The 7038-nt window shown below is 75.7% G+C and carries 5 protein-coding genes; 2 read left to right on the top strand and 3 right to left on the bottom strand.

The window, feature by feature from the left end:
* Nucleotides 1–785 precede the first annotated feature (785 nt).
* The 3 genes from ACFW6P_RS29500 to ACFW6P_RS29490 form a co-directional block, all read right to left on the bottom strand.
* Entirely contained in the window at nt 786–1733 is a 948-nt protein-coding gene (locus tag ACFW6P_RS29500; protein ID WP_386359394.1) for an aromatase/cyclase, read from the bottom strand.
* 358 nt (nt 1734–2091) lie between these two features.
* Nucleotides 2092–3837, bottom strand: a complete 1746-nt coding sequence (locus tag ACFW6P_RS29495; protein ID WP_386425416.1) for an FAD-dependent oxidoreductase — start codon at nt 3835–3837, stop codon at nt 2092–2094.
* Nucleotides 3837–5756, bottom strand: coding sequence for an AMP-binding protein (locus ACFW6P_RS29490; protein WP_386425413.1), 1920 nt, complete (start codon nt 5754–5756; stop codon nt 3837–3839). The genes ACFW6P_RS29495 and ACFW6P_RS29490 overlap by 1 nt, the downstream gene beginning before the upstream one ends.
* 156 nt (nt 5757–5912) lie before the next feature.
* On the opposite strand from ACFW6P_RS29490, the gene ACFW6P_RS29485 reads away from it, so the two are divergent.
* Entirely contained in the window at nt 5913–6386 is a 474-nt protein-coding gene (locus ACFW6P_RS29485) for a nuclear transport factor 2 family protein (RefSeq protein WP_386359390.1), read from the top strand.
* Nucleotides 6387–6388: 2 nt separating this feature from the next.
* Nucleotides 6389–6874, top strand: coding sequence for a nuclear transport factor 2 family protein (locus ACFW6P_RS29480; protein WP_386359389.1), 486 nt, complete (start codon nt 6389–6391; stop codon nt 6872–6874).
* The last annotated feature ends 164 nt before the right edge of the window (nt 6875–7038 follow it).

Genomic DNA, 7038 nt, shown 5'->3' with positions numbered 1-7038 from the left:
GCCGCGGGCGCCGTGCCGGCCGCGACCGGGGCGCCGCCCGGCGCCGTCGCGCACGGTTAGGCGGTGCGGTGCGCCGGGTGGTGCGGTGCGTCGGGTCGTGCCGTGCCGCGGGTTCCGTCGCCGCGTCCGTCACGCCCGTCGCCTCTTCGGACGGACCCGGCGGTGACCGAAGCGGCCCGCGGCGGCTGCCGCCGGGTGGCTCGGCGCTGGATCTCGCGGCGGTGCCGCGCGCCGTGCGCGACCGGGTGATCCCGCCGGCCCGCGGCACGGTCCGCGTCGCCGGCGACCGCCGGCAGGACCCGGTCACCCGCGTGGCCCGCGTGGCCCGGCTGCCCACCGCGCAGGTCCCGGCCCGCGAACCGCGGCGGCCGCGACACGGCGACGCTCGTACGCGCCGGGCGCTGACCACGCGGGTCCCGGCCCGCGGCCGCGGCGGCCGCGACACGGCGAGTACGCGCCGGGCGCTGACGGCCGCGGTGCCCGCCACCCGCTCCCCGCCACCCACCCGCCGATCCGTAGGAGAAGAGGCACACCGTGGACTGTTCCGGACGGCCCGCGAGGCCGGAGACCGGACCGTACGGCGACCTCCCGCACGCCGAACGGCCGCTGCCGGACCCGCACCGCGCCCACCGGGAGGCCCGCGGCGGGCGGGGGGCAGCACCGCTCGACCTTCCGGCGCCGTCGGCGAAGACGCCGTCGTGCCCGCGGTGCCGCGGGCGACTGCCGTCCTGAGGGCGAGACACCGCCCCCGTGTCCGGCCCCGCGGCCGGTCACCGGTGGCGGGCTCAGTCCGTGCGCGGTGCCGACTCCGCGTGGCGGCGGGCCAGTTCGAGGGTGGCCGTGGAGTTGCGGCCCAGGGCCTCGCGGACGTGGCGGCGGGCCTGGGCGAGGTCGGCGCCGGGACCCAGGACGCGTTCGACGGCGTCCTCGCGCAGGAGCACGCTGTGCTGCGACACCGCCGTCACGCCGGTCGCGTCCGACATCACCGACCACTCACCGGTGTGCGCCTCCATCAGCGCCGGAGTGACGGTCTGCTTGTAGACGATGCGGCCCGCGTGCGGAAAGCACACGCGCACCGACTCGGTGGAGTGCGACGATCCGTCCGCGGTCAGCGTGTCCATCCTCATCATCTGCACGCCGGGCGTGTCCTCCGTCAGGTCCAGCCGCGACACGTGCGGAATCAGCCGGGGCCAGTCACCGACGCGGTACAGGAAGCCGTAGACCGCCTCCTCGGACGCGTCGATGTGCACCGCGTCCTCGAAGGAGAGGACCAGTTCGTCGAAGCGCGTCCAGCGTTCCGCGAGACCCTGCAGGCCGGCCAGCTCCGCACGGGCGTTGGTGTCGAGGGCCTGCTCCACCCAGGCGACGTCCTCGGCCCGGTCGCCGTGCACCGTGAAGTCGTGCAGCAGCGTCAGCAGGGTGGTCCCGCCCGGAAGTTCCTCGATCTGCCAGATGCCCAGCATCGACTCCACCGGGGCCTGCGGATGCGACTGGCGGAACTCGACGCGCCGGGTCTGCGGGTCCTGCAGGCGCTGGGAGATCCATGAGCGGACCTCGCCGCCCGCCGTGGCCCACATCCGCAGCCGTTCCTTCGTGCCGTCGAACTCCAGCCGCTCCACGTGCACGTTCGGCGGGAAGAACAGCGGCCAGCGCACCGCGTCCGAGATCAGCCCGTACACGACGCCGGCCGGGGCGGCCACCTCCGTCGAGTGCGACGTACGGTTCACGCGCATGCCCGTCACCACGAACACCTCTGCTTCCCTGGGCCCGGTCCGCGGTGGACCGGGGTCGTGTCAAGAAGATCCGGACCCGGCAAGTGCCGGGCCCGCCGCGGACGACGAGCGCCCGTACGGTGATCGAGGGGGCGGGTCCGCAGGCCGGCCACCGACGCGGCCGGGCGCACGCCGGCCGTCCGGCCGGGGGCCTCAAGGCCCCCGGTGCGCAGGTCCCCCACGGTCCGCCGGACGTGGTCCTCGGCGCGCACGCCCGGGAACACCCGGTGCCCGGCGCGGCCCAGGGTGCGGGCCGCTTCCGGTCCGGTCCCGCCGGTGCCGCCCGCGACCGGGGCGAGGGGATGGCGGGCGGTCGCGTTCACCGCTCCTCCGGCCGGGGGACGGGGGCGGGAAGGACGAGGCCGGGTTCGCGCCGGGCCTCACCGGCCAGCCGCGTCGCCGGGCGCAGCGGGGCCACCGCCCGCTCCAGGGCGGGCCGGGTGAGGACGTCGCCGCGGGCGGCGACATAGCCGTCGGGGCGCACCAGCAGCCAGCAGCCGGCCCCCAGGCCGAGCGCGCGGCGCAGCGACGCACCGGGGTCGGCGAGCGGGGCGGGACCGTCGGCGGGTGTGCCGCCGACGGTCCTGACGGACAGCCACTCGCCGTACTGCACGGCCGCCGTCACGGCGACGCCGCCGGGCACGTCACCGGGGCCGGTGCCCCCCGCGGCGAGCAGCAGCGTCCAGCGCGGGTCGCGCAGTTCGCCGTGCAGGGCGCGGCAGCCGGGGGCGTGCGGATCGTGCACGGGGGCGGCCGTCACCCGCTCGCCTGGGCGGGGGCGGGAGCACGACGCGGGCAGGGTACCCGCCACCACGACCGGCCCGACCCCGGAGACGTAGTGGTAGGAGTCGAGGGTCGTCAGGGGCGAGTCCGGGTAGCCGATGCGCAGCCCGGACATGCCGCCGAGGACCTTGCGCTGGATGGCCCTGCGCAGCGGGCGCAGGGCGCGTACGACGGCGAAGACGACCGGCAGCGCGGCGGAGGCGAACAGGTTCTTCAGCTGGACCAGGAAGGTGGCGGTGCGGGTGGAGCCCAGCAGCTGCCTCCCGATCGGCACCCGCTCGCGGCTGTAGCTGTCCAGCAGGGCGCGTCCGGCGTGGCCCTGCTCGACCTGGGCGAGCTTCCAGGCGAGGTTGTACGCCTCCTGCACGCCGGTGTTCATGCCCTGCCCGGAGGCGGGACTGTGCACATGGGCGGCGTCCCCGGCGACGAAGACCCGGCCCTGCTGCATGCGCTCGACCATGCGCTGCTGGAAGGTGAACACACTGGTCCACTCCGGCTCGCCGACGCGCACACCGTGGCCGAGACCGGCCGACAGCTTGGCCGCCAGCCGCTGGGCGACCTCGCCGGGTGCGACGTCCGCGGCGTCCTGCGCGGGTGCGGTGTCCAGCAGCCGCCAGTGGCCCTCGCGGGCGTAGGGCACCATCATCGTCGCCTGGCCGCCCGTGTGCGCCCAGTAGATGGTGTCGGGCGGCAGGTCGGTCTCCACGGGCGCGTCGGCGAGCATCCAGCGCTCGCTGGACTCGCCGATCAGCTCCAGGCCGAGCTGCTTGCGCACGGTGCTGTGCCCGCCGTCGCAGCCGATCAGCCAGGACGTCTCCACGACCTCCGTGCGGCCCTCGCGCTCCAGCCGCAGCAGCACCCGCTCCTCGTCCTGCTCGAACGAGGTCAGCCGGGTCCCCCACTCGATCCGCACGCCGAGCCGGGCCACCGCGAGCCGCAGCACCGCCTCGGTGTCCTTCTGCCCGGCGATCAGCGAGTACGGGTAGGACGTCGGCATCGACGAGTAGTCCGCCTCCAGCCGCACCGGACGGCGTCCGCCGGCGTACATGGTGAAGGCCCGGTTCGCACGGCCCCGCGGCAGCAGCTCGTCGATGACGCCCATCTGCGCGAACGTCTCCAGCGTGCGCGGGTGTACGGCCACGGCCCGGCTGGTGCTCGCCGGCTCCCCGGCGGCGTCCACCAGACGCACGGCGACACCGCGCCGGGCGAGTTCGTGGGCGGCGGTCAGACCGACCGGGCCCGCGCCCACGACGACGGCCTGGGGCCTGCCGGGACGGGACATCACGCGCTCGCCTCGACCGTCTCGTACAGGCCCGGCTCGGGGGTGGCCAGCGGGCCGAGGCCCTTGACGAGGGACTGGAACTCCTCGCTGCGCACGGCCTTGCCGTGGGCGGCGGCGTCCTGCCACACGGCCAGCTCGAGGAACACGTTCGGCTGTCCGGCGTGGCGCAGGTTCTGGTGGCTGACGTAGCCGGGCTGGGCCGACAGGTACGAGGTCAGCCTTTCCTTCACGGCGAGGAAGGCGTCGACGTCGCCGTGCACGGTCAGCTTGTTGACGAAGGTCACCATGGTCTGCTCCTGACGGTGGGGGTGGGGCGAGGGGACGGATGCCGGGGCCGGGCCGCCTGCCGTGAGCCGGTCCCGGACCAGGCGGCGGGCGGGCTTGCCGGTGGGGGTGCGCGGTACGGCGTCGAGGGCCTCGGTGACGCGGACGCGTTCGAAGCCGGCGAGATGTTCGTTGGCGCGAGCGGCGACCGACTCCAGGGTCTGCGCCACCGTGCCGGGTTCCTGGGCGGCCAGGTCCGGGGCGAGGACGACACCCGCCCACACCACGCCGCCGTGCTCGCCGTCCGGCAGGCCCGCGACCACGCAGTCGGCGACGCGCGGGTCCGTCGCGAGGATGCGTTCGATCCGGCCGGGGGAGACGAACTCGTTGTCGTACTTGAAGACGTCGTCGACCCGGTCGACCAGCCACAGCACACCGTCGTCGTCGACGTGGCCGAGGTCACCGGTGGAGAACCAGCCGTCCGCGTCGAGGCGGGCGCCGGGCCGTTCGCCGAGGTAACCGGCCATCAGCTGGGGGCCCTTGACCTGGATCTCGCCGGTGCACCGGACACCGACGGGGCGGCGGGTGGCGAGGTCGACCAGCCGGCAGTCGGTGCCCGGCACGGGAGTGCCGACGGCGCCGGGGCGGTGGCGACCGGACAGCCGCTGGAAGTGGGTGAGCGGGGACAGTTCGGCCATGCCGTAGCCCTGGACGACGGGTACGCCGAGGGCGTCGCGCAGGGTGCGGGCCGCCGAGGGCATCAGCGCCGAGCCGCCGGAGAGGACGGCGGTGAGCCGTTCCCCGCCGCGGGCCGCGTGCGGCAGGCGGGGCAGACGTGCGTCGGCGGCGAGGCGGTGCAGCCGCGCGGGCAGCCCGTAGTAGTGGGTGACCCCGCAGCCCGCGGCCACCGCCAGCGACACCACCGGGTCGGGGTCCTGGCACAGCACCTGGCAGGCGCCCGCGTCCAGAGCGGAGTTGAGGTGCATCACGTGGTACAGCGGCAGGTGGTTCAGCGTCACGGACGCGGGGCCCAGGCCGTGGGCGAGCGCGGTCTGCCGGGCGTTGGCCACCAGGTTGCGGTGGGTGAGCAGCACGCCCTTGGGGCGGCCGGTGGTGCCGGTGGTGAACTGCACGCAGGCCACCGCGTCCAGGTCGGCACCGCTGTCCTCGGCGACCGGTGCACCGGACTCCAGCACGGCGTCCAGCGGCAGGCACCCGGCCGGGACCACGCCGTCGGGGGCGTCGGTCACCACCACGGTGAGGGGCCGGGGCAGCACGCCGCGCAGCTTCGCCAGCCGCCCCGCGGTGGCGGACGGCGCCAGCACCAGTTCGGCCGCCGACTCGGTGACGACATGCCGGAGCCCGTCCTCGCCGATCAGCGGGTTGATCAGGACGACGGTCGCCCCGGCCCGGGCCACACCGTGGCAGGCGGCGGCGAACACCGGGTCAAGGGCGCAGGCGACCCCGACGCGTGCGCCCGGCCCGCGGCCGGTCTCACGTCGTACGAACGCGGCGATCCGGTCGGCCCGTGCGTCCAGTTCGCGGAAGGTCAGCGCGGTGTCCGCGGTGCGCACGGCGATGCCCCCGGGGTCGCGGGCGGCCGCCGAGCGCAGCAGACCGTCCACCGTCAGGGCTGGGTGGGTGAAGTTCGGCACGGCTGGTGGTCCTCCGGATCTCGGCGGGCGGTGGGGGCACCGCTGGGCGTTCCCGGACGCCTCCCACGTTCTGCCGGATCGCTTGAGGAAGGTTCGAAGAATGCTCGATCCGGAGGACGGACAGTGTCGGTATCCGACGGAACGGAGACCGCACCCATGACCACCGAGACGCTCATCCGCCCCGAACGTCTGCTGCCGGAGGCGGAGTTCGGCGAGCTCTACGCGCAGGTGCAGCAGTTCCACGCGCGCCAGATGCAGCTGTTCGACGCCCACGACGCCGACCGCTGGGCGGCGACGTTCACCGAGGACGCCGTCTTCGACGTGCCCACCCTGGACGCCCCGTTGCGCGGCCGGGCCGAGCTGGCCGCGAACGTGCGGCGCAACCGGGCCCGGCAGGAGCGCGGCGGCGATCGGCTGCGGCACTGGATCGGCATGCTCGACCTCCGGCCGGGCCGCAGCGACGAGCTGCACACCCGCTGCTACGCGCTGGTGTACGCGGCACCGTTCAACGGCCCCTCCAGGTTGCTGCGGGTGTGCGTGATGGAGGACCTGCTGGTGCGCGTGCGCGGCAACTGGCGCACCCGCCACCGGGTCGTGACCCGGGACGACCTGGCCTGGGACGGGGAGTGACGATGACGAGCCACGCCACCGGGACCCGCACCGCCACGGCCGGGGACGCACCGCTCGCGGCCGGCCCGGCGGCCCTGACGTACGCGCGGGTCCAGCAGTTCTACGCCCACCAGACGGCCCTGCTGGACGAGTCGTGCGTGCGGGAGTTCGCGGCGACGTTCACCGAGGACGCCGTGCTCACGTCCGCGCAGTCCACGCGTCCGGCCCGGGGCCGTGCCGCCGTCGCCGCGTGGCTCAGGACCGCGCACGAGCGGCGTCTCGGCACCGGGCCGGTGCGTCGCCGCCACTGGCAGGACGCGCTGCGTGTGGCGGAGCTCCCCGACGGTTCCGTGCGCGCGAGCTACTGCACGCTGGTGACGGAGATCCGCCCGTGGCATCCGGTCGCGACCCTCGGCCCCAGCGCGGCGGTGGAGGACGTCCTGGTCGTCGACGGCGGCGAACTGCGCGTCCGGGAGCGCCGCATCACCCCGGACCACCTCTCCTTCTGAACCCCCGCACCGCGCCCCGGACCCGCGCGGCCGCCGCACGCCGCCGGTGTCCACCGCAGCTCCGGGCCCCCGCGAGGCGGGGGCCCCCCCCGTGGGTGTGGGCGGGGACCACCAAAGGGGCCCCGGGGCGCGGGTGTGGGGGGGCGGGCCGGTCCGGGCGGCCG

Source organism: Streptomyces sp. NPDC058741 (assembly GCF_042746715.1).
Lineage (GTDB): Bacteria > Actinomycetota > Actinomycetes > Streptomycetales > Streptomycetaceae > Streptomyces.
This window is presented reverse-complemented; position numbering and strand designations above follow the sequence as displayed.

Coding starts and splice junctions, on each gene's coding strand:
- ACFW6P_RS29500 (WP_386359394.1), bottom strand. CDS start 1,733: ATGCGCGTGAACCGTACGTCGCACTCGACGGAGGTGGCCGCCCCGGCC.
- ACFW6P_RS29495 (WP_386425416.1), bottom strand. CDS start 3,837: ATGTCCCGTCCCGGCAGGCCCCAGGCCGTCGTCGTGGGCGCGGGCCCG.
- ACFW6P_RS29485 (WP_386359390.1), top strand. CDS start 5,913: ATGACCACCGAGACGCTCATCCGCCCCGAACGTCTGCTGCCGGAGGCG.
- ACFW6P_RS29480 (WP_386359389.1), top strand. CDS start 6,389: ATGACGAGCCACGCCACCGGGACCCGCACCGCCACGGCCGGGGACGCA.